This is a genomic window from Prescottella sp. GW823-FHT02E09 (genome assembly GCF_058797375.1).
Genome location: NZ_JBXAJP010000006.1, coordinates 51,112 through 73,758, shown reverse-complemented (window position 1 = coordinate 73,758; position 22,647 = coordinate 51,112). Strand labels below are relative to the sequence as shown.

The following is a 22,647-nucleotide window of genomic DNA, read 5'->3' as shown; positions in this document are numbered from 1 at the left end:
CCACGCCCCCCCCCCCCCCCCCCCCCCCCCCCCCCCCCCCCCCCCCCCCCCCCCCCGCCGCGGGTCGAAGGTCTACTGCTTACCGCCGAGCAGGTTGTCCAGGTCGTCGAGCACGATCATCGCGCCCGTCGGGCCCAGTGCGAGGAACCACGTCTCGTCGGACACCTGCACGGCCTTGCCGTTCTTCACTGCGTTCATGCTCGACCACAGCGGGCCGCCCAGCACCTCGCCCTCGGCGGTGGTGTCGGGCTTGCCGTAAGTCGAGTAGAAGATCCAGTCCCCGTCGGCCTGCGTGATGGTCTCGGGGCTGACCTCGACTGCCAGTTCCTCGATGTTCTGGATGTCGGGGCGGCGCAGTCCGACGTCCTGCAGGATCACGCCGATGAACGACAGGTTGCCGTACAGGCGGGTCTTGCCGGTCATGAAGCGCACCAGCGAGATCGACGGATCGCCCTGGATGCTGTCGCGCACCTCGTCGGCCCGCGTCTGGTAGTCGTTCAGCACGCCCTCGGCCTTGGTCTCCTCACCGACCGAATCGGCGACCAGAAGGAAGTTCTCCTTCCACGGGAACCCGGGGCGGATTCCGAACACCGTCGGCGCGATCTCCGCCAACTGCGGGTACAGCTTGTCGGCGCGCAGCTTGCTGCCCAGGATCAGATCGGGCTGCAGCGAGACGATCGCCTCGAGGTTGAGGTTGTTGGTGGTGCCCACGTCCGGGACGCCCGCCAGCTTGTCCGCCAGGTACGACGGCTGACCCGCCGCGCCCTCGGGGCTGGCGATACCGACCGGCGTGATGCCGAGCGACAGGACGTCGTCGAGCTCGCCGCCGTCGAGCACGATGACGCGCTCGGGCTTCTTCTCGATCACGGTCTCGCCGAGCGCATGCTTGACGGTCCGCGGGAACGCGCCGGGCTGCGCGTCGCTGCCGAGCTCGGCGGTCGCGGTGTCGGCGGTGGCGAACAGGCGACCGCCCGTCGCGACCTCGGTGTTGCCGGCCGGGGCGTCGGTGGCGCTGTCGGAGGAGCCGCACGCGGTGGCGGCGAACACGGTCGCGAGTGCGACCATCGCGACGCGCACCGAGGTGCGCTTGCGCAGGGACGATCGAATGAACATTAGGTCAGGCTAGCCTGCTGGTCAGGTGATCTTTCCGGCGGTACAGAGTATCGATTGTGCGAAACGAGAAAGACCCGGTCCGAATGATCGGACCGGGTCTTTCTGTTCTTCACTGTCGGGGTGGCGGGATTTGAACCCACGACCTCTTCGTCCCGAACGAAGCGCGCTACCAAGCTGCGCCACACCCCGTGTTGAACCTCGGTTAGCTTACATGACCGATTCCTCGGGGGTTAAATCGGCTGGTCAGCGCCCCAAAACGGCGCTTTCCACGGCTGCCGACCCGCGTGCTTCGGTCGCGGTGTCGCGCGGCGCGGGGACGAGGGTGAGCAGCGTCGCCTCGGGGCGGCAGCAGAACCGGGCCGGCGCGTACGGCGACGTGCCGATGCCCGCCGACACGTGCAGCCGGGTGTGCGCACCCCAGCGCGACGGCCCCTTCACCCGGGACCGGTCCAGCTGACAGTTGGTGACGAGGGCGCCGTAGAACGGCAGGCACAGCTGACCGCCGTGCGTGTGCCCGGCCAGGACCAGGTCGTAGCCGTCGTCGGCGAAGCGGTCCAGCACGCGCGGCTCGGGGGAGTGCGTGATGCCCAGCTTCAGGTGAGCGAGCGGGTTCGGCGGGCCCGCGATGGTGTCGTACCGGTCGCGCTTGAGGTGCGGGTCGTCGACACCGGCCGCGGCGATGCGCACGCCCCCGACCTCGAGCTCGCGGTGCACGTGGGTGGCGTCCAGCCAGCCGCGCTCGGTGAACGCGGCCCGCAGATCGGCCCACGGCAGCGGATCGCCGAGCACGCGCCTGTGCTCCTTCTTGAAGTACTCGAGCGGGTTCTTCGGCTTGGGCGCGAAGTAGTCGTTGCTGCCGAACACGAACAGGCCCGGGCGGGCCAGCAGGCCGCCGAGCGACTGCACCACGGCCGGCACCGACCGCTGGTGCGACAGGTTGTCGCCGGTGTTGACCACCAGATCCGGTTCGAGCCGATCGAGCTCCCGCAGCCAGTTCTGCTTGAGCTTCTGGTTCGGCATCATGTGCAGATCGCTGATGTGCAGCACCCGCAGAGACGCCGAGCCCGGCGCCAGGACCGGCATCGTCGCCTCCCGCAGGGCGAACGCGTTGCGCTCGATCAGCGAGGCGTAACCGAGCCCCAGCGCGGCGGTGCCCGCCGTGGCCAGGGCGGCGCGGTTCAGGATGCTGCGGGTCGAGGTATTGCGAGACGGATCAGACACCATTTCAGAATACGGGTGCCCGCAATGAAGGTGCAGGACACCGCGCTGGGCGCGTACCGTTCGGCCCATGGCCGATACCACTCCCACGCTCAAGTCCAAGCTCCGTGCCGACCTCACCGCCGCGATGAAGGCGAAGGATCCGCTGCGCCTGTCGACGCTGCGGATGCTCCTGGCCGCGGTGCAGACGGAGGAGGTGTCCGGCAAGGAAGCCCGCGAGCTCACCGACGACGAGGTGATCAAGGTCCTCGCGAAGGAATCCAAGAAGCGCGGCGAGGCCGCCGAGGTCTACACCGAGGCCGGTCGCGGTGAGCTGGCCGCCACCGAGCGTGCCGAGGCCCAGGTCATCGACGAGTACCTGCCCACCCCGCTCACCGATGCCGAACTGGCCGACGTCGCCGACACCGCCATCGCGCAGGTCGCCGAGGAGATCGGTGAGCGTCCCGGCGTCCGGCAGATGGGGCAGGTCATGAAGGCCGCCACCGCGCTCGCCGCCGGCAAGGCCGACGGCTCGCGGGTTTCCAAGGCGGTCAAGGACCGCCTGTAGATCTCGCCGGGCACTCGCCCGTCACTCGATCGCGCGGGCTGCGACCATGCCGGTCATCCAGCGCCCCAGATCGTGCGCCACCGCGCGGATGTCCGGCTCGGCGTAGTGGTCCGGTGCCCACGCGGCGTGGAGTTGAACGGACATCGCGACGCCCCCGTTCGTCAACTCCGCCCAGTCGAGCCCGAAACGCGGATCCTCGATGACAACGGCCACACCGTTGCCGGCGGCCGCGTGCGCCTGGGCGATGGTCGCGTTGCTCGTCGTCGACAATTCGGCGAGGTGGACGCCGAGCGCGCTTGCTGCGGAACGGAATTCCCGCTCGATGGCGCTCCCGTAGCCTGGAGCGAGGATCGGCTCTCCACTGGCTAACAGGTCGGCCAGTTCGATGGGGTCGTGCCGGGATCGCTGTGCTCCGTCCTGCCGGAACTGCGCCATGATCGGAAAACTGACGAGCTCGGTCGAGGAGAGCTCGGCGGGTGGCGGCGCGGTGTTCACCGCCAGGTCCAGGCCTTTGAGCAGTGTGGGGTAGACGTCGCTCGGGCGTGCGGTCACGATCTCCCGGATGGGAGAGCCGCTCGCGATGAACGGCGCCACGAAGTGATTGGCGGTCGTCTCCGGGCACACCAGCGTGAACATCCTGGTTCCGCCGTCGAGGGCGGCCATCACCTCGCCCGCCCGCTCGGTCCTGGTCACGATGTCCTGCGCCATCGTCTGCAGCACCTCGCCCGCCGGTGTCAGGCCCATGCCCGAGACGGTTCGACGGAAGAGTTTGACACCCAGGTCGGACTCCAGTTTCGCGATTCGCCGGGACACGGTCGGCTGAGAGAGGTGCTGACGGATCGCGGCCGCGCTCACTGAACCGGTGTCGGCTACCTCGAGGAACTGGACGAGTTCGTCGGCGAGCATCATGCGTCTCACGTATACCCCCCTCCCAAAATTGTCATTGGACAAGCATAAACGCTCCTCCGATAGTTGATCCCACTGCGATACGGGACCGAATCCTCGGCCCGGGGATCCTCGAAGGGGTAACGATGAACTCAACAGCTCAATCTGGCGTGTCGCTGTCGCGCCAGCGTCGGGCGACCGTCGGCGCGTTCGTCGGTACCGCCACCGAGTGGTACGACTTCTACATCTTCGGCACCGCCGCGGCTCTCGTCTTCGGCAAGGTGTTCTATCCCGGGGCGGCGCCGGGGGCCGCTCTCATGGCATCCTTCGCGACCTTCTGGGTCGGGTTCCTCGCACGTCCGATCGGGGGCGCCGTCTTCGGTCATTTCGGAGACCGATTCGGGCGCAAGAACGTGCTCGTCGCGACCTTGCTCCTGATGGGCGTCGCCACGACGTGCATCGGTCTGCTGCCCAGCTACGCCCAGATCGGTGTCGCGGCACCGATTCTCCTGGTCGTGCTGCGCGCACTGCAGGGACTCGCCGTCGGCGGCGAATGGGGCGGTGCGGTTCTGCTGGCGACGGAGAATTCCGCGGAAGGCAAGCGCGGGTGGGCCGGCGCGTGGGTGCAGCAAGGTTCGCCGGCGGGCTCGATCCTGGCGACGCTGATGTTCATGCTCGTCGGCCAGCTGCCCGACGATGCCTTCATCTCGTGGGGCTGGCGGATTCCGTTCCTGCTGTCGTCGGTGCTCGTGATCGTCGGCCTGGTCATCCGCGCCGGAGTCGAGGAGTCCGCGGACTTCGAGGAGGCGAGGAAGGCCGACGTCGTCGTCCGGCAGCCGACGGTCGAGGTCTTCCGATCGGTGCCGGGCATCCTGTTCCTCGGGATCGTCGCGTCCATCATGGGGATTTCTCTCGCCTACTTCACGAATACCTTCCTGCTGTCGTGGGCCACGGGCAGTCTCGGTATCGAGCGGCAGACGATGCTCAACATCCTGCTGGGAATGGCTGTGCTGCAGTTCTTCTGGCAGCCGATCGCCGCACTCGTCGCGGAGCGTGTCGGTGCGATCAAGGTCATGGTCGGCGGGCTCGTGCTGACCCTGCTCATGGTGGTGCCGTTCTTCTACGCCATCGGTTCGGCGAAACCGTCGACGATCGCGATCACGCTCTATGTCGTCACCCTCGGCGGCACCGCCTACTATGCGCTGCTGGCGAATACGCTCGCCTCTGCTTTCCCTGCCAACATCCGCTACAGCGGTGTGTCACTCGCGTACCAGCTGTGCTCGTCGCTGATCGGCGGTGCGACCCCGCTGATCGCCCAGTGGATTCTGAACAGCTCCGACGGAAGCCCTTGGGGTGTCGCGATCTTCTTCGCCGTGATGTTGCTGGCGACGCTGTTCGGAGTGATCGGTCTGGCGCGCGCAACCGCGAAGCGGCAGTCGTCCAATTCTGATTCGCCGGAAACGATTTCGGCATTCTCCTGACTTTCGAGCGAAAGGAACTTGATCGATGCGTCTCGACGCGATCTTCGAGAACGGTAGATTCCGAACGTTGTCGCCCGACCGCCCGACCGCGACACGAGTCGGCGTCCTCTGTGGTCGGATCGTGGGATTCGACTCGGAACTCGACGGAGTGACGGCGGACGAGGTCCACGACCTGGGCGGGGCACCGGTCCTGCCGGGATTCCACGACGCGCACTATCACCTGTCGATGACCGGAGCGAGGCTGGCGCAGCTCAATCTCCGACCGCCGGCGGTGTCGTCTCTCGACGACATCTACCGGGAGGTCGCCGAGCGTGCTCGGACATTGCAGCCTGGCGCGTGGGTTCGTGGATCGGGATACGACCAGAACGTGACCGGTGCGCATCCGAGTGCCGACGCGCTCGACAACGCGGCCGGAGGCCGGCCCGTCCTGCTCGAGCACGTTTCGGGGCACATGGTCGTGGTCAACAATGCGGCCTTCGAGCTGGCCGGATTCCCCGGCGGTGCAGGGGTTCCGGACGTGCCCGGCGGTTCGGTCGCCCGGGACGCGTCCGGACGCGCAACCGGCTTGCTACAGGAACGTGCGATGGAACTGGTCTACGGGCTGGTCCGACCGATCGCGGCCGAGGACCTGCTGCATCACATCGAGCTCGCGAGTGAGCAGGCGATCCGGTACGGCCTCACCTCCGTCACGGAGCCGGGGCTCGGGGACTACCGCATGATCGGCTCCACCCCCGTCGACCTGGGTATCTACCAGGATGCCGTGGAGTCGGGCCTTCTGCGCACGCGTATGACGGCGATGCCGTACTGCACGACGCTCCACGGTATCGACGGATGGGACGGTTGGCGTGGGCTCGACCTCGGTATTCGGACCGGGCTGGGCGACGACCGCTTTCGGGTCGGCCCCGTCAAGATCGTGTCCGACGGCTCCTTCATCGGTCGCTCGGCCGCGATGCACCACTGCTATCACGGGGAACCGCACAATCACGGTGTCATGCAGTTCGACCCGAGGGAACTCGAGGCGATGGTCGTCGAGGCGCATCGGGCCGGATGGTCGGTTGCTGCACACGCGATCGGGGATGCCGCCATCGATCACGTGATGGACGCGTTCGCCCTCGCGCAGAAGGACACGCCGCGTCCCGATGCCCGGCATCGCATCGAGCATTTCGGGCTGACGAGCGACAGTCAGGTGGCGCGGGCTGCCGCCCTGGGGCTGACGCCGGTTCCCCAGGGAACGTTCATCTCCGACTTCGGTGACGGAATGCGCGCGGCGGTGGACCCGGAGTTCGAGCACCAGATCTACCGGATGAAGTCCCTCCTCGCTGCCGGGATCGTCCTCCCCGGATCGACGGATTCCCCTGTTTCCGACGGAAACCCGCTGGCGTCGATCCACGACATGGTCAATCGAACCACCGCGTCCGGCCATGTCCTCGGGCCGGACGAGCGACTGACCGTGGACGAAGCGGTGCGCGCCTACACCTACGGCTCCGCGTTCGCCGTCAGGCAGGAGGACCGGAAGGGTGTGCTTGCGCCCGGCATGCTCGCCGACTTCGTCGCGTTGTCCGACGACATCTACGAGGTCGACGCGACGAGGATTCGCGACGTCGCGGTGGTGCGGACCGTCGTCGGTGGCGAGGTCGAGTTCACGGCGGACTGAGCTGCCCGTTCACGCCGGGCGCCACCGCACTCGCCGCCGGATCACGCACTTCGGGCGGTCGAGCACCGTCTGCAGCGCCGTGAGTCGATTTCGCCCGTAACGCCCGAATCCCCCGTGCAAGATGATCATGATGATCGGGGGACCGCGGTGGTCCTCCCCAAGGGGTGGAGGTCGAGATGGGTGGAATCGGTTCGAGGACAGTACGTTCCCTCGCCGCAGCGTTCGGTGTGGCATCGGCGGTGGTGCTGGCGTCACCCGCCACCGCCGTCGCCGCCGTGGTGCCCGGCGAACTCGTCCAGATCGACTGGCTCGCCACCAACGGCGGCACCAAGGGCATCTCCGAGTTCACGTTCCCTGTGACGATCGACGAGATCGGCGTGACCGGGCCCGGGCAGACACTGTCCGTCGGACAGCATTTCGGATTCCAGAACTGGCAGGGTGGCTACATCGGGCTCGAGGTCCAGCGCCCCGCGGCCGACGCTCCCCTCGTGGCCCGCACGGTCTTCAGTTACTACGGCCCCGATGTCCAGCACGCCGGCTGCGGCCCCATCGTCCCGGGGCCGGGCGGGATGACGTGCCGCGGCGACTTCTTCGAGTTCGCGCTCGGCAAGACGTACACGCTGCGGGTCGAACAGACCGGGTCCAACTACTGGCAGAGTTCCATGATCGACGACGCGACCGGGTACACGCGTTGGCTCGCCGGCGTCCAGATCGCCGACGAACTGCGCCGCATGATGCCGTTCGGTCACCAGTCCGTCGGGTACCACGGTCAGTCCGGATCGTGCGCCGAGGTTCCGTACGCCCGCGTGCGGTTCGGCACGCCGATGTCGTTCTCGACGCCGATCGACCACACGGGTGCGCCGGTTCTCGTCGCGCCGCGCAGGCCGAACCTCATGTGCTTCGGTGGCATCGTCGACGACGCCGTCGCCGTGCCGGGGGGCGTCGCTGTGGCGGTCGGGCGTGGGTAGGCCTCACACGCGCGTCGAGGCCGACGAGAAGACGTCGACGATCGCGTCGCAGAACGCCGGCAGGTCGCCGGGATTGCGGCTCGACACCAGCGCACCGTCGATCATGACCTCGCGATCGACGACGTTGCCGCCAGCGTTGCGGATGTCCGTCCGCACGCTCGGGTAGGACGCGAGCGTGCGGCCGCGCACCACGTCCGTCTCGACGAGTGTCCACGGACCGTGGCAGATCACGCCGACGGGTTTGCCGGACCGCACGAAATCCCCGACGAAGGCAACGGCTCTCGGGTCCATCCGCAAGTGGTCGGGATTGGTGGTGCCGCCGGGCAGGATCAGGGCGTCGTAGGCGGCCACCGACGTGTCGCCGACCGTGACGTCGACGTCGTACGTTCCCGCCTCGTGGACGTCGCCGCGCATGGCTTGGATCCGGCCACCGGACAGCGAGACCAGTCGGGTGGTGGCCCCGGCCTCCTCGACCGCGGTGCGCGGCTCGACGAGTTCGACCTCCTCGACACCGTTCGTCGCGAGGATCGCGACGGTGCGTCCGGCCAATGTTCCCTGGTCGGTCACGGGTGCTCCCTCCTGTGCAGCCCGGTGGGTGCCGACTCGCTGTTCGTCGACTCGCTGTTCGTCGACTCCGGTTCGGTGCGGGCATCGACCTCGGCGAGGACCGGGTCGAACGACGGGCTGTGTTTCGCGGGGGTGGTCGCCACTCCCGCGCCCTGCCCGTAGACGAGGTGACCGCCCAGCGCACCGCCCGCCCCGACCGCGCCGAGCGCGGCCACGGACAGTCCCATCGCCAAGGTATCGGAGGCCTCGGGATCATGCCGGCGACGACGGAACGACGCCAGCATCAACGTGATCCCCACCGCGTTGGCGCCCGCATGAAGCAGCCCGACCCGACGCTGGCGGACGTCGCGCTCGCTCCAGTCCGCCCAACCGCTCGCGAGAGTCGGTGGCAGCGCGACCAGTCCGATGCCGATCAGGCGGCGGGCGCTGCGGTGATCACGCAGCCCCGCGTCGAAGATCAGCGAACTGGTCCAGGCCCCGATCGGAATCGCGACCAGAACCGGATGCAACGGGTGTCCGAGCCAGTCGCCCCGCAAGCGATCGCCGACCGGCGTGCGACCCAACCCCGCCTGCAGTCGCTGCTGCAGCGAGGCGCTGACACCGTCGAGGAACGACGCGGACTCGGCCCGGTCGTACAGATGACGAAGGTTCATCCCGCCCGGCTACCCGGGAACCGGGACCCGCAAACGCCGCGGGGACCCTTCGTTCAATACCAGTAGCGGCGTCCACCGACGGCACGCCCCGTGGCCCCGAGTATCGCCAGTACCACGCCGATCACCAGCAGGACGATCCCGATCGTCCAGAGGATCGAGATGTTCGTCAGGAACCCGATCACCAGCAGAATCAAGCCGAGAACGATCATGGCGGAACCTCGATCCGGTCGGGGGGACCCGGAGGGTCCCCGCGCCTCCCGATTACCCGGTGCGCGGGGAGGACAAACAGCCTCGGTGCGGGTCGATCAGCCGCCGGGAGTGGTGCCCGGCCGCGGTGCCGGGATGCCGGGCGCCGCCGCCTTCACCGAGCCGTCGCTGACATAGATCGTCACCGCGGAACCCGGTACCGCAAGCCCCGACGGCGCGCTGCCGGTGATGCTGCCCTGGGGCGCGTCCGACTTGGTGCCGACCGCGTTCACCGTGAAACCGGCCGCCTTCAGGGCGGACGTCGCGGCGTCCTGGGTCATTCCGACGACGTCGGGCACCTGGGCGTTCTGCGATCCGTTGACGTACTTGTCGTCGACCGGGGGGAGCGCCGTCGGGCCGAAGTTCCCGACGACGGGCATCATCGCCTGGAACCACGTGCGGGCCGGTTCGGTACCGCCGTACAGGTCGCCGTCACCACACGGTCGCAGCGGTGCGGAACAGATCTCGCCGGGCGTCGTGGAGTCGCCGTAGACCAGGACACTGCCCGCGAGGCTGTTGGTGAAGCCGAGGAAGCCCGACGACATGTGGGACTCGGTGGTTCCCGTCTTGCCCGACATCGGCAGCTTCCAGCCCGCTGCGTTGGCCGCACCGAAGGACGTACCGCCCGGTGCGTCGTCCTTGCTCAGCGCGACCGACAGGGTGTCGGCCAGACCCGGTGCGACCACCTGCTCGCACGCGTCCTGCGTGATGGACACCGGCTTGCCCTCGCGGTCGGTGATCGAGTCGATCGGCGTCGGCGGGCACCACTTGCCGTGCGAGGCGAGGGTCGCGGCGACGTTCGCGAGCTCGAGCGGGTTGACCCAGGTGGGGCCGAGGGTGAACGAGCCGAGGTTCTGCGACTTCTGCATCTCCGCCATGCTCTGGTCGCCGAAGCCGGACGAGCCTGTGGCGGTGTACGAGCGCAGACCCAGCCGGACGGCCATGTCCACGGTCGGTGTGACGCCGGTCGATTCGATCAGTTTGACGAACGCGGTGTTGGGCGACTGCGCGAGCGCATCGGTGACCGACATCTTCGCGGCGTAGTTGGGGGAGGCGTTCTCGACGCAGTAGGTGGCCGCCGGGCATCCCCGCGCGCCGCCGTTGCCCATGCCGCGCGCCTCGAACCGGCGGGGGACGTCGAGCATCGCATTGGTGCCCAGGCCCTGCTCCATCGCGGCCGCCGTCGTGAAGATCTTGAAGATCGAGCCGGCGCCGTGACCGACCAGCGTGTACGGCTGCGGCTGAACGGTCTGTTCCTTCGCGGTGTCGAGGCCGTAGTCACGGCTCGAACCCATCGCCAGGACACGATGCTGGTCCTGTCCGGGCTGGACGACGTTCATGACGTTCGCGATGCCGTCGAGTCGAGGGTTGGCATTCGCCACCAGCGCGGAATGGACCGAGTCCTGGACGGCGGGGTCGAGCGTCGTCTTGATCGTGTAGCCGCCCTTGTTGATCTGCTCGCGGCTGATGCCGGATGCGGCGAGGTACTGCAGCGCGTAGTCGCAGAAGAATCCACGGTCGCCGGCCGCGATGCAGCCGCGCGGCAACGCCTTGGGCTCGGGCAGCACCCCGAGCGGCGTGTCCTTGGCTGCCCGGATCTCGTTCGCCCGGTCCGGGATGTTGGCGATCATCGTGTCGAGGACGGTGTTCCGGCGCTCGAGGACGCCCTCCTCGTTGGTGTACGGATTGAGCGCCGAACTGGACTGCACCATGCCCGCGAGCATCGCGGACTGCGTCAGGTTCAGATCCTTGGCGTCGACGCCGAAGTAGGTCTGCGCGGCGTCCTGCACACCGAACGAGCCGTTACCGAACGGCACCAGGTTGAGGTACCGGGTGAGGATCTCGTCCTTGGTGAGCTTCTTGTCCAGCGTCAGCGCCATCCGGATCTCCCGGATCTTGCGGGCCGGCGTGGTCTCGATCGCGGCGCGGCGCTCGGCATCGTTCCGTGCGACCACCAGGAGTTGGTAGTTCTTCACGTACTGCTGGTCGATCGTCGACGCGCCCTGCTGGACCTCGCCGCTGGTGGTGTTCGTCATGAACGCGCGCAGTGTGCCCTGCCAGTCGACACCGTGGTGGTCGGCGAAGCGCTTGTCCTCGATCGAGACGATCGCGAGCTTCATCTCGTTGGAGATCTGATCGCTGGGTACCTCGAACCGGCGTTGCTCGTACAGCCACGCGATGGGATTTCCGGCGACATCGGTCATCGTCGAGACGGCGGGGACGGTGCCCTCCACCAGTTCCGCCGACACGTTGTTGACGGCGTCCGCGGCACGGTTGGACGCGAACCCGAAGCCTCCTGCCAGCGGAAACATCAACCCGGCGAGCAGGACACCTGCGAGTGCGGAACATCCCGCGAGCTTGGCGATCGTTTTGGCTCTCGACACGCCCTACAGAGTACGTCGAACGAACCGATTGCCCCGGTGGACAGCCGCTCGGGCGGGGGAGTCCGGGGGTGAAGGAGCGGATCGACTCGGGCAATTGCCGCGAAGCATGCACGGGCGTACCAGAAATTTGGTAGCTGATCTTGCGCCCGGCGCGTTCTTTACCTAAATTAGCTGAAGTCAGTGTGATACAGCTAACACTGGATTAGGAATGTGGTGCAGTCCTCACGTGCTACCGAGAGCGATTGCGTGAACATCCTGAACGCCGTGGGGAACGGCGTTCGGACTGAAGGGGAACCGAATGCACATGACCGCCACAGCCACACGGCTCGACTATGAGGAAGCAGAAGCTCGGATCCAGTGGGTCGCACAGGCCCGGTGCCGTGAAGTAGACCCTGATCAGCTCTTCGTACGTGGCGCAGCCCAGCGCAAGGCGGCCACCATCTGTCGACACTGCCCGGTCCTGATGCAGTGCGGTGCCGATGCCCTCGACAATCGCGTCGAGTTCGGTGTGTGGGGTGGCATGACCGAACGTCAGCGGCGCGCTCTGCTCAAGCAGCATCCCGAGGTGGAGTCCTGGGCCGACTTCTTCGAGGCGCAGCGTCAGCACCAGTCGGCGGTCTGAACCTCGGACCACAAGTGTTCGGTCCTCGTCGGGGAGTAGGTCCGATCCGTAAACCCAACTTGTTCGCGAGCAGCGGCGTTCAGACGCCGCTGCTCGTGTCTGTCCAGACCTGACGGAACCGGTTCGAACCCTTCGGACCCGTTCGAACGTGTCAGCCCTGCCGCGCGAGCTGGTCTCCGACGGCGCGTAGTGCCTCGAGGTCGGAGACCTCGAACGGCAGTGACGGCACCCCGATGATCGGCACCCGCGGATGCGCCGCCGTGAAGCGGCCCAGCAGCCGGATCTCCCGCTTCGCCGTGACTGCGCGATGCGCATGTACTCGCAGGACCGCCGAGGTCAGCTCGTTCGCCGGTTCCGCCGGTTCGCTGTCGTCCAGCAGATCGGCGCCGGTGAGGGCGTGATCGGCCGGCAGGGAACACAACGTGGGATGCGTCCGGTTCAGCACCAGGCCGGCGAGCGGCATGTCGTCGCCGGTGAGGCGGTCGACGAAGAAGGCCGCCTCGCGCAGCGCGTCGGGCTCCGCGGCCGCGATCACCACGAACTGGGTGCCCTCCTGGCGGAGCAGCTGGTACGTGCGGCTCGCACGCTCCCGGAAGCCGCCGAACATCGAATCGAGGGACTGCACGAACGCGGACGCGTCGGACAGCATCTGACTGCCCACGACGGTCGACACGCCCTTCAGCGCGAGGCCCATCGCACCGGTGACGAGGCGACCGATGCCGCGCCCCGGCGCCGTGAGCAGTCGGATCATCCGGCCGTCGAGAAATGCGCCCAACCGCTGCGGTGCGTCCAGAAAGTCCAGTGCGTTGCGCGACGGCGGGGTGTCCACGACCACCAGATCCCACCGGTCGTCCGCGGCCAGCTGGCCCAGCTTTTCCATCGCCATGTACTCCTGCGTGCCGGAGAACGAGGTCGCGACAGTTTGGTAGAAGGGGTTCGCCAGGATCTGCTGCGCCTTCTCCGGCGTGGAATGCTCGAGCACCATCTCGTCGAAGGTGCGGCGCATGTTCAGCATCATCGCGTGCAACTCGCCGGTCGAGCCGGGCGCGAGCTGCACCAGCTGGGGCTCGTTGTCGAGGTCCTGCACCCCCAGTGCCTGTGCGAGTCGTCGCGCGGGGTCGATCGTCAGCACGGCCACCCGGCGGCCCTGCTCGGCCGCGCGCAGCGCCATCGACGCGGCGGTGGTGGTCTTGCCGACGCCGCCGGCGCCGCAGCAGACCACGATCCGGGTCTTCGGGTCGGTCAGGACGCCGGCCAGGTCGAGGGCCGGGGCGGTCCGCGGCGGGTTCATCGCACACCCTGCTCGGTGAGGCACTCGGACAGCTCGTAGAGCCCGCCCAGGTCGACGCCGTCCACCAGGGCGGGCAGATGCATGCGGGTCACCTTCACCTCGTCGAGTTGGGCGGCGCTCTCGTCCTGTGCGGCCAGGGTGGCCGCGTGCTCGATCGTCTCGGTCAGCAGACCGGCGAAGTCGTCGTCGGACAGCGTGATGCCGGCCTGCGCCAGGCCGGTGTGGATCGCGTCCGCGTCGATCCGGCCCTTCGCGGCGTCGGCGAGGGCGTCGTCGGGCAGGAACGGGGTGTTGGTGCGATTGACGATCACCGTCCCCAGATGCAGGTCCGCGGCCTCGAGCTCGGCCACCGCGTCCGCCGTCTCCTGCACCGGCAGTGCCTCGAGCAGCGTCACCAGATGCACGACGGTCTCCTCCGAATGCAGCAGTCGCACCACGCCCTGGCTCTGCGAGTGGATGGGACCGCCCTTCGCGAGATCCGACATCGCGCGGGTGACGTCGAGGAACTTCCCGATCCGTCCGGTGGGCGGGGCGTCGACCACGACCGCGTCGTACACGCGCCGCCCGGTCTTGTCGGTGCGGACCACGCACTCCTTGATCTTGCCGGTGAGCAGGACGTCACGCAGGCCCGGAGCCAGGGTGGTCGCGAACTCGACCGCCCCGATCTTCTTCATCGCGCGCCCCGCGAACCCGAGGTTGTAGAACATGTCGAGGTACTCGAGGAATGCCGTCTCCAGGTCGATCGCGAGCGCCACCACCTCGCCGCCGCCGTCCGCGGTCGCGATCTTGGTTTCCTGGGGTGGCAGCGGCGGCACGTCGAACAGCTGCGCGATGCCCTGCCGACCCTCGACCTCGATCAGCAGCACGCGTCGTCCGCCCGCTGCGAGCGAGAGTGCCAGAGCGGCAGCGACGGTGGACTTGCCGGTGCCGCCCTTGCCGGAGACGAAGTGCAGGCGCGCCGTCTCGGCGTTGGCGGGCCATCCAGGCTCGCCGGGGTTCGACCGCTCCTGCGCGGCTGTGTCTGTCGGTGCTGCCACGGCACGAGCCTATATATCGAGGAGCCCGCACGCGCGGGGGATAGGCTCACCGGCATGAGTGAATTGACTACCTGGGAGTACGCGACCGTGCCGCTGCTCACGCACGCGACCAAGGCGATCCTCGACCAGTGGGGTGGCGACGGCTGGGAACTGGTGACGGTTCTCCCCGGTCCGACCGGTGAGCAGCACGTCGCGTACCTCAAGCGTCCGAAGGGCTGAGGCGCGTGGCAGACACCGCACAGACCTGGACCGCGCGCCTGGCCGAGCTCGGCATCGAACTGCCGCCGGTCGCCGCCCCCGTCGCGGCGTACGTGCCGGCCGTCCGCACCGGTGACCACGTCTACACCTCGGGCCAGTTGCCGTTCGTGGACGGCAAGCTGCCGCTCACCGGCAAGCTGGGCGCGGACGTGTCCGACGCGGACGCGAAGGCCGCCGCCCGCACGTGTGCTCTCAATGCGCTCGCCGCGATCGACGCGCTGGTCGGTCTCGATTCGATCGTGCGGATCGTCAAGGTCGTCGGCTTCGTCGCCTCGGCCGAGGGATTCACCGGTCAGCCGGGCGTGATCAACGGAGCGTCGGAGTTCCTCGGTGAGGTCTTCGGCGACGCCGGTATCCACGCCCGCTCCGCGGTCGGCGTGGCCGAACTGCCGCTGGGCGCACCCGTCGAGGTGGAGCTCATCGCCGAGGTGCGCTGAGCGCGTCCCGGCCTTCGCTGAGCCGCATTCCCGGAAGGGGATGCGGCTCAGTTGTTTTCAGTGGTGAGTGCGGGGTGGTCGAGGAGCGTGCGCATGCATCGCTCCGCGAGCTCGGCGGGTCCGCCCGGGCCGGTGGTGGGGGCGTCCGTCGCCGACCACGTCTCGACGGCTATGCGCATCGCGGCGTTGACGGAAGCGGCCGTCAGACGGACGATCAGCGGGTCCGTGTCCGGGCCCATCAGCGCCGTGAGGGCGCCGACCAGACCTTCCTCCGAATCGTGTTGCACGCGAAGCCAGACCGCGTGCAGTCCCGGTTCGCTGTGCACGGTCCTCAGCAGCCCGCGCGTCCAGTTCAGCATCTCCTCGGCGACGTCGTCGGCCGGTGTGAGGGCGCGCCGGGTCGCGCGTTCGATCGCCTGACGGGCCGAGGTCTCGACGGCATCGTCCTGCTTCTCGGTGAGGTAGGCGATCCACCCGGTCACCCCGCCCGCGAGCAACGGCGCGACGGCGTCCTCCTTGGTGCGGAAGTAGCGGTAGAAGGTCCGCAGGCCGATGCCTGCGGCCGCGGCGATCTCTTCCGCGGTCACCGAGGACGCGCCCCGCGCGGAGAACAGTTCGGCCGCGCGCCGGGAGATCTCGAGTTGCGTCTCCGCCTTGCGCCGCTCGGTCAGCGACGTGACGGGCTGTGCGCCGGGCATGTTCTGGGTTCCTCCGCTGGTGTCGGATCGCAGACTACCGGTCCTGTTCCGAAGAAATACGTGACACAACGTGCCATATCGGCCTACTGTGCCATCAGATCCACAACACGACTCTAGATGACTCAGGAGAGACCATGAAGCGTTTCGAAGGACGTCGAGTACTCATCACCGGTGCCGGGTCCGGCATCGGGCAGGCCACGGTCGCCCGCATCCTCGAGGAGGGCGGCATCGTCGCCGCCGCCGACGTGTCCGAGGCCGGGCTCGAGGTGACCCGTGAGCGGGCCAGCGCGGCCGGCACCGCAGATCGGCTGACCACCGCCGTCGTGGACATCTCGAACGAGGACTCGGTCCGGGAGAACATCGGTGGCGCGATCAATGGTCTCGGTGGACTCGACGTGCTGGTCAACGCGGCCGGCATCCTCCGGTCGTCGCACACCGACAAGACCACCCTGGAATTCTGGAACACCGTGGTCGGGGTCAACCTGACCGGCACGTTCCTGGTCACCCGCGAGGCGCTGCCCGCGCTGCTCGAGGCGGGCAAGGGCGTCGTGGTGAACTTCAGCTCCACGTCGGCGCACTTCGCGCACCCCTACATGGCCGCGTACGCCGCCACCAAGGGCGGCATCCGCTCGTTCACCCACGCGATCGCGCTCGAGTACGCCAAGCAGGGCCTGCGCGCCGTCGCCGTCGAGCCGGGCAGCATCGCCTCCGGCATGACCAGCGCCCCGGGGTTCCCGGAGGACGTCGACCCGAGCCTGATCGGCAAGCTGTACCCGTGGATCGGCGAGGGCTTCGCACCGCCGGAGGACGTGGCCGGTGTGATCGCGATGCTCGCCTCCGACGACGGCAAGTTCGTCACCGGCACCGAGATCCGGATCGACGGCGGCACCCACATGTGAGTGCGCTTGCCGCGCACTAGGTGTCGTCCGGGACGGCCGCGGCGTGGCGGGAGTCGTACAGTGATGCTCGGTTCCGCCGAAGACGCTGTCGGCCCGTCACGAAAGGGGCGTCCATGACGCTTCAGCACCCCGCCTACGCCCAGCTGCGCCAGGTCACGCCGATTGCCGCGGTCATGCTCGAGAACAACCCGAGCATGTACTCGCTCGACGGCACCAACACCTGGATCCTGCGCAGCCCGGGCGGCGACGAGTGCATCGTGGTCGATCCGGGCGACGACGACCCCGAGCACCTCGCGCGGGTCGCGGGCATCGGCACCGTGGTTCTGACGTTGGTCTCGCACCGACACCACGACCACACCGGCGGCCTCGATCGGTTCTACGAACTGACCGGGGCTCCGGTGCGGGCCGTGCGCGAGGAGTTTCGTCGCGGCGGTGGTGGCGGCCTCGAGCACGGGGACCTGATCGAGGCTGCCGGACTCACGCTCCGTGTGCTCCGCACCCCCGGGCACACCGCCGACTCGGTGTCCTTCGTGATCGAGGGGGAGGGGTCGGTCCTCACCGCCGACACCATCCTCGGTCGCGGGACCACGGTCCTCGACGCCTCCGACGGGAATCTGCGCGACTACCTGGAGTCGATGCGGCTCCTCATCGAACTCGGCCCCGGCCGGACCGTCCTGCCCGGGCACGGACCCGAACTGCCCGACCTCGAAGCAGTCGCGAAGTACTACCTCGCTCACCGCGAGGAGCGGCTCGCGCAGGTGCGGGGCGCTCTCGACGCCCTGGGCGCCGACGCCGACGTCCGTGCGGTGGTCGAACACGTCTACACCGACGTCGACGAGACCCTGTGGCCGGCGGCCGAGCAGTCGGTGCGGGTGCAGTTGGAGTACCTGCGCGGCTGAGTCTCGCCGGGGCTCAGCCCGATGCCCTCTCGAAGAATGCCGCCGGATCGAGCGCGCTGACGGGTGTCCAGCGCGTGGTCGGCATCGCTCCGTCCGAATCATGCAGTGCCGCAGTGGTGTAGCCCTGGATCTCCAGGGCGAGTTGGGGATTCTCGTCGACTCGGCGCGCGATTTCGTAGAGGACGGCGAGCAGGTGCAGGCACGGCGCGGAGCGCGCCGAACACGAGCAGTCGGTGTCCGCGAGAACGGGCGCCAGTGCGATCCCGGCCGAGACGATGGCCTGGTGGACATCGTCGGTCAGCACGGTGGTGTCCGGGGCGATCGCCGCGATACCGGTGATCGATGCTCGGGTCAGCGGTGCGACCTCCAGTTGGGTCACCGATGCCTGCCCCCCGCGGTGGATGGCGGCGCGCACGATACGTCCCTCGATCGTGGCCTTCACGAGGTTGTTGCGTGCGAGGCTGCGTGCACGAGGCAACAGCAGGCGTGCAGGTCCGCTCTGGCGCAGCGGCTGGGCCAGGCGCACCCAGTCCATGCCCCACGCGGTGTATCCGAATTCGTTGTCCACCATCAGTTCTCCCTCTTGCGGCGAAGGATCTCGATCAGCTGGTCGTCGTCGAGCCCCGCGAGAGCGGCGATACCCGCCGTGTCACTGAGATCGGTGAGTGCAGCCTTGCGATCGTGCATGCCCGCGATGTGTTCCTCCACGGTGGTGGTCGAGGTGAGCGTGGTGACGGTGACCGTGCGGGTCTGGCCGATCCGGTGTGCCCGGTCGGAGGCCTGTGCCTCGACCGCGGGATTCCACCAACGGTCGAAGTGGATGACGTCGGCGGCGCGGGTGAGTGTCAGGCCGGTGCCGGCGGCACGCAGGCTCAGGATCACTACCGGCGGTCCGTCGTCGGACTGGAACCGGGACACGATCTCGGCGCGTTCGGCCTGGGGCAGCCCGCCGTGCAGGAACGGCGCGGTAACGCCGAACCGATCGACGAGATGGCGCACCAGTAGTTCACCGGTTCGGCGGTACTGGGTGAAGACCAGTGTCGGGCTGCCGGTTTCCAGGTTGGTAGCCAGGATGTCGGTGCACAGGTCGAGCTTCCCGGACCGGCCGGCCAGGACACCCAGCTCGCCGGTGACCAGCCCGGGATGGTTGCAGACCTGCTTCAGCGAGGTCAGTACCGCCAGTACGCGGCCGTGGCGTTCGATGCCGGAGCCGAACCCGTCGTCGATGGCTTCCGCGAGCAAGAGGTCGTAGATCTCCTCCTGTTCGGCGGTGAGATCGCAGAGCACGTCGTTGTGGATCTTCGGTGGTAGCGTCGCGGCTACTTGGATTTTCTTGCGCGCCAGCACGATCGGCTCGATGGTATCGCGCAACCGTGTCGCGGCGGCGACCGAGCCCTCCTGGATCGGTTGGATGAACCGCCGCCGGAACTGTGCCCGGTGCCCGAGCAGCCGCGGCGCTACCAGGCGCACCAGTGCCCACAGCTCGTCGAGGTGGTTCTCCACCGGTGTGCCGGTCAGCGCGATCTTCGCCGCACTGTCCAGCGCCCGCGCGGCCTTCGAGATCTGGGTGCGCGGATTCTTCAGCGCCTGTGCCTCGTCGAAGACCACCGTGCGCCAGGGCTGTCCGGCAAGCAGTTCGCCGTGGATGCGCAAGGTCGGGTATCCCACGATGACGACGGTTCCCGGTCCGGTGGGGACCTCTCCGCCGCGCCACACCGTCGCGTTCAGTCCTGGCGCGAATCGCCCGATCTCGTGTGCCCAGTTCCCGGCGAGCGACGTCGGGCAGACCACGAGCTGCGGCTCGGCCTCCGCGCGACCGAGGAGGAAGCCGATGGTCTGCACGGTCTTGCCGAGTCCCATCTCGTCGGCGAGCACCGCGCCGCCGTGAGCGTCGACGGTCTCCCGTAGCCAACCGATGCCGCGTGCCTGATAGGGCCGGAGTTGCGCGTGCAGCGTCGAACGTAGTTCCGCCGTCACGGCCTCGGATTCGTGCAGGACGCGAACGGCGTGTTCCGCCGACACGATCGCGGTGCCCGAAGCGTTGGGCACCGCGTGGGCCGCGACGGGTAGGGACGGTTTCTCGGCGGCCGGCGCGGTGCGCGGGGCGCGGTCGGTGGCGCGCACCGCGCCCTGCCACAGCGCCACCGACTCTCCCGCCGGTTCGAGCGTCAGTGCGGCGAGGGTCGTGGTGTCCACGAGCCTGGTGTCCACGTCGGCAACCTCGATCGCTCCGCCCACGCCGACCGGGAGCGCGAGCGCGATGGTTTCGCGGTCACCCCGGACGCCCGGGGCCGGACCGGTGCCGCGGCCCGTCCACGTCCAGAGCGCGAACATGTGCCGATCCGGTAGGTAGGTGGCGTGTGTGCTGGGCAGAGTAGACCCCCGAAAGTGGCGTATGGTGTACGGAGTATCCTTGACAACGTACACCGTACTGGATTTGTTCCGAAGGGGCTCCGTGGCCGAGGAGATCAGCGCCGAGCAGGCGAAACAGGTGGTGAACCTGTTGTGGCGGCACGAGCTTCCGCCGCAGCCCGCCAGGCGTGGCCCGAAGCAGACGGTCAGTGTCGATGCGGTGGTCGCCGCGGCGATCGCGCTCGCCGACCGGGAGGGCTACGCCAGCGTCTCCATCCGCTCGGTCGCCACCGAGCTGGACCTGCGGCCGATGAGCCTGTACACCTACGTCCCCAGCAAGGATGCGCTCACGATCCTCATGGTCGATGCGGTCGCCGACGAGGACACCACCCCGATCTCCGGGGAGCTCTCACCGCGCGAGCGGATGGCGGCCATCGCCCGCCAGGTCCGCGCCGAGCTGATCGCGCACCCCTGGCTCCTGGAGGTGCCGCCCTGGCGGCTCGTTCTCGGTCCGGGGCGCATGCGCCGCTACGAACTGCAGCTCGCCGCGATCGAGGGGATCGGCCTGTCGGACGTCGCGATGGACCAGGTGATCGCGGTGCTGTCGGAGTTCGCCACCGGGAACGCCCGAGTGGCGGTCGCAGCGATCGCCGCCACGTGGCAACTGAGCGACGCCGAGTGGTGGGAGGTGCACGGCCCGTTGTTCGCTGCGGCCATGCCGCCGAGTCTGTTCCCGCTGTCGTCGCGGGTGGGCTCGACAGTTGGTGAGCTGTACCAGGCGCCCGCAGATCCGGACGGTGCGTTCGAGTACGGGCTTGCCAAGCTACTGGACGGGATCGAGCGCGAGGTCTCTGCAGACTGAACGGGCGCTGCGCGGGACGTATGCCCGTGAGGGCATGGGGTGAAGCTGTTTTAGTATTTGTTCGGCATGGATCGGGGCTCGACCATTGATCCATGACTTCAACCCTCGACGGCTGGATCCGTAACTTCGTCGACGGCGCATTCGTCGATCCCGACCCGCAGCGCGGCTTCGACCAGGTCGACCCCGCGACCGGACGGGTCCTCGCCCAGGTGCACGAGGCCGATCAGGTGCTGGTCGACCGTGCCGTGACCGCCGCCCGTCGCGCGCTCGACAACGGGTGGGCCGACACCCCGGTCCGGGAGCGCACGGCACTGCTGCGCCGGGCCGCGGACCGCATCGAGGAGCGATTCGAGGAGTTCGTGGCCGCCGAGATGGCCGATACCGGCAAGCCGATCACGCAGGCCCGCGAGCTGGACGTCGCCCGCGCGCTCACCAACTTCCGGACCTTCGCCGACGTCGCGGCCGCCGCCGGTCAGGAATCGTTCATGACCGACCTCGCGGGTGGCAGGCAGGCGCTCAACTACGCGGTGCGCAAGCCGCTCGGTGTGGTGGCGGTGATCGTGCCGTGGAATCTGCCGCTGCTGCTGCTCACCTGGAAGGTGGCGCCCGCGCTCGCGTGCGGCAACGCGGTGGTGGTCAAGCCGAGCGAGGAGACGCCCGCGACGGCGACGCTGCTGGCCGACGTGCTCGCCGAGGTGGGGCTTCCGGCCGGCGTGTACAACGTGGTGCACGGCTTCGGCGGTAATTCGGCCGGCGAGTACCTCACCACCCACCCCGGCATCGACGGTGTCACCTTCACCGGCTCGTCCGCGACCGGCTCGCACGTCATGAAAACCGTTGCGCCGCGAGTGCGTCCGGTCTCGTTCGAACTCGGTGGCAAGAACGCCGCGATCGTGTTCGACGACGTCGACCTGGACGAGGCGCTCACCGGACTGACCAAGTCGGTGTTCACTAACACCGGTCAAGTGTGCCTGTGCACCGAACGGGTATACGTGCAGCGATCGATCTTCGACGACATCGCGTCCGGGCTGGTCGAACGGGCGCAGGCCCTGCGGCTCGGTGACCCGAACGATGCGAGCACCACCACCGGGCCACTGATCTCGCAGGCACACCGCGACAAGGTCATGAGCTTCTTCAAGATGGCCGAACAGTCCGGAGCGAAGGTGCTCACCGGCGGCGGAATCCCGGACCTGGGTGCGAAGTTCGCGTTCGGATCGTGGGTGGAACCCACGCTGTGGACCGGGCTGACCAACGAGGACCCCGTGCTCCGCGAGGAGATCTTCGGGCCGGTCGCCGCGCTGGTGCCCTTCGACACCGAGGATGAGGCGGTCGCGCTGGCCAACGACACCAAGTACGGTCTGGCCGCATCGGTGTGGACCAACGACCTGCGTCGCGGTCATCGTGTCGCGCAGAAGATGAACGTCGGAATCTCCTGGGTGAACACGTGGTTCACCCGGGAACTGCGATCGCCGTTCGGCGGTGTCGGACTGTCCGGTATCGGTCGGGAGGGCGGCGAGTCGTCGCTGCACTTCTACACCGAGCCGACGAACGTGTGCGTGGCGCTGTGACTTCCGAG

At 68.3% G+C, this 22,647-nt stretch carries 23 protein-coding genes and 1 tRNA gene; 11 read left to right on the top strand and 13 right to left on the bottom strand.

Annotation, left to right across the window (positions count from 1 at the left end):
* Nucleotides 1–72: 72 nt before the first annotated feature.
* The 3 genes from AC1RIF_RS16535 to AC1RIF_RS16525 all read right to left on the bottom strand — a co-directional run bounded on the left by AC1RIF_RS16535 (nucleotide 73) and on the right by AC1RIF_RS16525 (nucleotide 2,337).
* Nucleotides 73–1,113, bottom strand: coding sequence for an ABC transporter substrate-binding protein (locus AC1RIF_RS16535; RefSeq protein ID WP_492602446.1), 1,041 nt, complete (start codon nucleotides 1,111–1,113; stop codon nucleotides 73–75).
* A gap of 115 nt (nucleotides 1,114–1,228) precedes the next feature.
* Nucleotides 1,229–1,302 (bottom strand) — tRNA-Pro (locus tag AC1RIF_RS16530).
* 54 nt (nucleotides 1,303–1,356) lie between these two features.
* Complete coding sequence (locus tag AC1RIF_RS16525; protein WP_492602445.1) at nucleotides 1,357–2,337, bottom strand: metallophosphoesterase; 981 nt, start codon at nucleotides 2,335–2,337, stop codon at nucleotides 1,357–1,359.
* 64 nt (nucleotides 2,338–2,401) lie between these two features.
* Here AC1RIF_RS16525 and AC1RIF_RS16520 point away from each other — a divergent pair, with 64 nt between their 5' ends.
* Nucleotides 2,402–2,878, top strand: coding sequence for a GatB/YqeY domain-containing protein (locus AC1RIF_RS16520; protein ID WP_492602444.1), 477 nt, complete (start codon nucleotides 2,402–2,404; stop codon nucleotides 2,876–2,878).
* A gap of 21 nt (nucleotides 2,879–2,899) precedes the next feature.
* Here the strand turns inward: AC1RIF_RS16520 and AC1RIF_RS16515 are convergent, their stop codons facing one another.
* Complete coding sequence (locus AC1RIF_RS16515) at nucleotides 2,900–3,787, bottom strand: LysR family transcriptional regulator (protein ID WP_492602765.1); 888 nt, start codon at nucleotides 3,785–3,787, stop codon at nucleotides 2,900–2,902.
* Between the two features lie 122 nt (nucleotides 3,788–3,909).
* On the opposite strand from AC1RIF_RS16515, the gene AC1RIF_RS16510 reads away from it, so the two are divergent.
* From AC1RIF_RS16510 to AC1RIF_RS16500, 3 genes are all read left to right on the top strand, one after another.
* The gene (locus tag AC1RIF_RS16510; protein ID WP_492602443.1) at nucleotides 3,910–5,244 is read left to right on the top strand and encodes an MFS transporter; all 1,335 of its coding nucleotides are present in this window, start codon (nucleotides 3,910–3,912) and stop codon (nucleotides 5,242–5,244) included.
* A 121-nt stretch (nucleotides 5,245–5,365) separates the two neighbouring features.
* A complete protein-coding gene (locus AC1RIF_RS16505) occupies nucleotides 5,366–6,898 on the top strand; it encodes an amidohydrolase (RefSeq protein ID WP_492602442.1) in 1,533 nt (510 codons plus the stop codon).
* Between the two features lie 176 nt (nucleotides 6,899–7,074).
* A complete protein-coding gene (locus AC1RIF_RS16500) occupies nucleotides 7,075–7,866 on the top strand; it encodes a hypothetical protein (RefSeq protein WP_492602441.1) in 792 nt (263 codons plus the stop codon).
* A 3-nt stretch (nucleotides 7,867–7,869) separates the two neighbouring features.
* Here AC1RIF_RS16500 and AC1RIF_RS16495 read toward each other — a convergent pair whose 3' ends face one another.
* From AC1RIF_RS16495 to AC1RIF_RS16480, 4 genes are all read right to left on the bottom strand, one after another.
* Nucleotides 7,870–8,433, bottom strand: coding sequence for a type 1 glutamine amidotransferase domain-containing protein (locus AC1RIF_RS16495; RefSeq protein WP_492602440.1), 564 nt, complete (start codon nucleotides 8,431–8,433; stop codon nucleotides 7,870–7,872).
* The gene (locus AC1RIF_RS16490; protein WP_492602439.1) at nucleotides 8,430–9,086 is read right to left on the bottom strand and encodes a DUF2231 domain-containing protein; all 657 of its coding nucleotides are present in this window, start codon (nucleotides 9,084–9,086) and stop codon (nucleotides 8,430–8,432) included. Before AC1RIF_RS16490 ends, AC1RIF_RS16495 begins: the two co-directional genes overlap by 4 nt.
* A gap of 53 nt (nucleotides 9,087–9,139) precedes the next feature.
* Nucleotides 9,140–9,295, bottom strand: coding sequence for a DUF6131 family protein (locus tag AC1RIF_RS16485; protein ID WP_492602438.1), 156 nt, complete (start codon nucleotides 9,293–9,295; stop codon nucleotides 9,140–9,142).
* A 96-nt stretch (nucleotides 9,296–9,391) separates the two neighbouring features.
* Nucleotides 9,392–11,698: a penicillin-binding protein gene (locus tag AC1RIF_RS16480; protein WP_492602764.1), complete on the bottom strand. Its 2,307-nt coding sequence runs from the start codon at nucleotides 11,696–11,698 to the stop codon at nucleotides 9,392–9,394.
* Between the two features lie 316 nt (nucleotides 11,699–12,014).
* Here AC1RIF_RS16480 and AC1RIF_RS16475 point away from each other — a divergent pair, with 316 nt between their 5' ends.
* On the top strand, nucleotides 12,015–12,338 hold the full coding sequence (locus AC1RIF_RS16475) for a WhiB family transcriptional regulator (protein WP_492602437.1): 324 nt from the start codon (nucleotides 12,015–12,017) through the stop codon (nucleotides 12,336–12,338).
* Between the two features lie 151 nt (nucleotides 12,339–12,489).
* Here the strand turns inward: AC1RIF_RS16475 and bagB are convergent, their stop codons facing one another.
* Both bagB and bagA read right to left on the bottom strand, forming a co-directional pair.
* The gene (bagB, locus tag AC1RIF_RS16470; RefSeq protein WP_492602436.1) at nucleotides 12,490–13,629 is read right to left on the bottom strand and encodes an ATPase BagB; all 1,140 of its coding nucleotides are present in this window, start codon (nucleotides 13,627–13,629) and stop codon (nucleotides 12,490–12,492) included.
* Entirely contained in the window at nucleotides 13,626–14,666 is a 1,041-nt protein-coding gene (bagA, locus tag AC1RIF_RS16465) for an ATPase BagA (protein ID WP_492602435.1), read from the bottom strand. The genes bagB and bagA overlap by 4 nt, the downstream gene beginning before the upstream one ends.
* Nucleotides 14,667–14,720: 54 nt before the next feature.
* On the opposite strand from bagA, the gene sp36 reads away from it, so the two are divergent.
* Nucleotides 14,721–14,885: a Sp36 family protein gene (gene sp36 / locus AC1RIF_RS16460; RefSeq protein ID WP_005515911.1), complete on the top strand. Its 165-nt coding sequence runs from the start codon at nucleotides 14,721–14,723 to the stop codon at nucleotides 14,883–14,885.
* Between the two features lie 5 nt (nucleotides 14,886–14,890).
* Nucleotides 14,891–15,361, top strand: coding sequence for a RidA family protein (locus tag AC1RIF_RS16455; RefSeq protein ID WP_492602434.1), 471 nt, complete (start codon nucleotides 14,891–14,893; stop codon nucleotides 15,359–15,361).
* A gap of 47 nt (nucleotides 15,362–15,408) precedes the next feature.
* Here AC1RIF_RS16455 and AC1RIF_RS16450 read toward each other — a convergent pair whose 3' ends face one another.
* Nucleotides 15,409–16,059: a TetR family transcriptional regulator gene (locus tag AC1RIF_RS16450; RefSeq protein ID WP_492602433.1), complete on the bottom strand. Its 651-nt coding sequence runs from the start codon at nucleotides 16,057–16,059 to the stop codon at nucleotides 15,409–15,411.
* A 134-nt stretch (nucleotides 16,060–16,193) separates the two neighbouring features.
* Here AC1RIF_RS16450 and AC1RIF_RS16445 point away from each other — a divergent pair, with 134 nt between their 5' ends.
* Nucleotides 16,194–16,958 carry an SDR family NAD(P)-dependent oxidoreductase gene (locus AC1RIF_RS16445; RefSeq protein ID WP_492602432.1) on the top strand — a complete coding sequence of 255 codons (765 nt, stop codon included), beginning with the start codon at nucleotides 16,194–16,196 and terminating at the stop codon, nucleotides 16,956–16,958.
* A gap of 113 nt (nucleotides 16,959–17,071) precedes the next feature.
* Nucleotides 17,072–17,857 (top strand): MBL fold metallo-hydrolase, encoded by a 786-nt coding sequence (locus tag AC1RIF_RS16440; protein ID WP_492602431.1) that lies wholly within the window; start codon nucleotides 17,072–17,074, stop codon nucleotides 17,855–17,857.
* Between the two features lie 13 nt (nucleotides 17,858–17,870).
* On the opposite strand, the gene AC1RIF_RS16435 is transcribed toward AC1RIF_RS16440, so the two are convergent.
* Together AC1RIF_RS16435 and AC1RIF_RS16430 are read right to left on the bottom strand one after the other, a co-directional pair.
* Nucleotides 17,871–18,428 carry an SWIM zinc finger family protein gene (locus tag AC1RIF_RS16435; protein WP_492602430.1) on the bottom strand — a complete coding sequence of 186 codons (558 nt, stop codon included), beginning with the start codon at nucleotides 18,426–18,428 and terminating at the stop codon, nucleotides 17,871–17,873.
* On the bottom strand, nucleotides 18,428–20,191 hold the full coding sequence (locus AC1RIF_RS16430; protein ID WP_492602429.1) for a DEAD/DEAH box helicase: 1,764 nt from the start codon (nucleotides 20,189–20,191) through the stop codon (nucleotides 18,428–18,430). The genes AC1RIF_RS16435 and AC1RIF_RS16430 overlap by 1 nt, the downstream gene beginning before the upstream one ends.
* Nucleotides 20,192–20,312: 121 nt before the next feature.
* Between AC1RIF_RS16430 and AC1RIF_RS16425 the strand changes: the two genes are divergently transcribed.
* Both AC1RIF_RS16425 and AC1RIF_RS16420 read left to right on the top strand, forming a co-directional pair.
* Complete coding sequence (locus AC1RIF_RS16425; protein ID WP_492602428.1) at nucleotides 20,313–21,071, top strand: TetR/AcrR family transcriptional regulator C-terminal domain-containing protein; 759 nt, start codon at nucleotides 20,313–20,315, stop codon at nucleotides 21,069–21,071.
* Nucleotides 21,072–21,163: 92 nt separating this feature from the next.
* A complete protein-coding gene (locus AC1RIF_RS16420) occupies nucleotides 21,164–22,639 on the top strand; it encodes a 2-hydroxymuconic semialdehyde dehydrogenase (RefSeq protein ID WP_492602427.1) in 1,476 nt (491 codons plus the stop codon).
* Nucleotides 22,640–22,647: the final 8 nt, after the last annotated feature.

Bases quoted from the DNA above. Each gene is read 5' to 3' on its own strand.
- AC1RIF_RS16535 (WP_492602446.1), bottom strand. From the start codon at position 1,113: ATGTTCATTCGATCGTCCCTGCGCAAGCGCACCTCGGTGCGCGTCGCG.
- AC1RIF_RS16525 (WP_492602445.1), bottom strand. From the start codon at position 2,337: ATGGTGTCTGATCCGTCTCGCAATACCTCGACCCGCAGCATCCTGAAC.
- AC1RIF_RS16520 (WP_492602444.1), top strand. From the start codon at position 2,402: ATGGCCGATACCACTCCCACGCTCAAGTCCAAGCTCCGTGCCGACCTC.
- AC1RIF_RS16515 (WP_492602765.1), bottom strand. From the start codon at position 3,787: ATGATGCTCGCCGACGAACTCGTCCAGTTCCTCGAGGTAGCCGACACC.
- AC1RIF_RS16510 (WP_492602443.1), top strand. From the start codon at position 3,910: ATGAACTCAACAGCTCAATCTGGCGTGTCGCTGTCGCGCCAGCGTCGG.
- AC1RIF_RS16500 (WP_492602441.1), top strand. From the start codon at position 7,075: ATGGGTGGAATCGGTTCGAGGACAGTACGTTCCCTCGCCGCAGCGTTC.
- AC1RIF_RS16490 (WP_492602439.1), bottom strand. From the start codon at position 9,086: ATGAACCTTCGTCATCTGTACGACCGGGCCGAGTCCGCGTCGTTCCTC.
- AC1RIF_RS16485 (WP_492602438.1), bottom strand. From the start codon at position 9,295: ATGATCGTTCTCGGCTTGATTCTGCTGGTGATCGGGTTCCTGACGAAC.
- AC1RIF_RS16475 (WP_492602437.1), top strand. From the start codon at position 12,015: ATGCACATGACCGCCACAGCCACACGGCTCGACTATGAGGAAGCAGAA.
- bagB (WP_492602436.1), bottom strand. From the start codon at position 13,629: ATGAACCCGCCGCGGACCGCCCCGGCCCTCGACCTGGCCGGCGTCCTG.
- sp36 (WP_005515911.1), top strand. From the start codon at position 14,721: ATGAGTGAATTGACTACCTGGGAGTACGCGACCGTGCCGCTGCTCACG.
- AC1RIF_RS16450 (WP_492602433.1), bottom strand. From the start codon at position 16,059: ATGCCCGGCGCACAGCCCGTCACGTCGCTGACCGAGCGGCGCAAGGCG.
- AC1RIF_RS16445 (WP_492602432.1), top strand. From the start codon at position 16,194: ATGAAGCGTTTCGAAGGACGTCGAGTACTCATCACCGGTGCCGGGTCC.
- AC1RIF_RS16440 (WP_492602431.1), top strand. From the start codon at position 17,072: ATGACGCTTCAGCACCCCGCCTACGCCCAGCTGCGCCAGGTCACGCCG.
- AC1RIF_RS16435 (WP_492602430.1), bottom strand. From the start codon at position 18,428: ATGGTGGACAACGAATTCGGATACACCGCGTGGGGCATGGACTGGGTG.
- AC1RIF_RS16430 (WP_492602429.1), bottom strand. From the start codon at position 20,191: ATGTTCGCGCTCTGGACGTGGACGGGCCGCGGCACCGGTCCGGCCCCG.
- AC1RIF_RS16420 (WP_492602427.1), top strand. From the start codon at position 21,164: ATGACTTCAACCCTCGACGGCTGGATCCGTAACTTCGTCGACGGCGCA.